This is a genomic window from Citrobacter sp. wls613 (assembly GCF_005281195.1).
Taxonomy (GTDB): domain Bacteria; phylum Pseudomonadota; class Gammaproteobacteria; order Enterobacterales; family Enterobacteriaceae; genus Citrobacter; species Citrobacter gillenii.
Window position 1 is genome coordinate 2757 of record NZ_SZXN01000037.1, and the last position, 497, is coordinate 3253.

Annotated in this window: 1 pseudogene; it reads left to right on the forward strand. The window is 50.7% G+C overall.

What is annotated here, in order from left to right:
- A pseudogene (gene silC / locus FDX01_RS06325) lies at nucleotides 1–497 on the forward strand (Cu(+)/Ag(+) efflux RND transporter outer membrane channel SilC); the annotation flags it as partial.

The following is a 497-nucleotide window of genomic DNA, read 5'->3' on the forward strand; positions in this document are numbered from 1 at the left end:
AGGTCTGGAGTTCAGTTATGAGCTCGATTTTTTCGGCAAACTTAAGAACATGAGTGATGCTGATCGCCAGAACTACTTTGCCAGCGAAGAAGCCCGTCGTGCCGTACACATCCTGCTGGTCTCCAACGTTTCACAGAGCTATTTCAGCCAGCAACTGGCGTACGAACAACTCCGTATTGCGCGGGAAACGCTGAAAAATTATCAACAGTCCTATGCTTTCGTTGAGCAGCAGCTCGTGACCGGGAGTACGAACGTTCTGGCACTTGAACAGGCGCGAGGACAAATCGAAAGTACCCGCGCCGAAATAGCCAAACGAGAAGGCGATCTGGCTCAGGCAAACAATGCCCTGCAACTGGTGCTGGGAACGTACCGCGCACTTCCGTCAGAAAAAGGGATGAAAGGCGGGGAGATAGCCCCAGTAAAATTGCCACCAAATCTGTCTTCACAAATTTTGCTGCAGCGACCGGATATTATGGAAGCGGAATATCAGCTGAAAG